1 protein-coding gene is annotated in these 217 nt (G+C 45.6%); it reads right to left on the bottom strand.

The features are described 5' to 3' along the window. On the bottom strand, window positions 1–217 hold a 217-nt coding region (locus tag HMPREF2805_RS11205), incomplete at both ends, for a hypothetical protein (protein ID WP_186822540.1).

The following is a 217-nucleotide window of genomic DNA, read 5'->3' as shown; positions in this document are numbered from 1 at the left end:
CCCTTAAGCATGACACGGAATGCACCTGGGTCAGTTGGGTTTGAAGCACTTGTTGCTCCATTCTCAATTTTCGCACCATCTGTATCCGTTGCAGTTGCATAACGCCATCCTAAAGCTACACCTTTTGGATTTTCACCTCTAGTGGCAGCATCTAAGTCGTTTTGTGTAAATTTCCCTTCTGGTGCTGGAGTACCTGAATAAGTAATGACTGCTGGTG

This window comes from Streptococcus sp. HMSC034E03, from assembly GCF_001811505.1.
Taxonomy (GTDB): domain Bacteria; phylum Bacillota; class Bacilli; order Lactobacillales; family Streptococcaceae; genus Streptococcus.
This window is presented reverse-complemented; position numbering and strand designations above follow the sequence as displayed.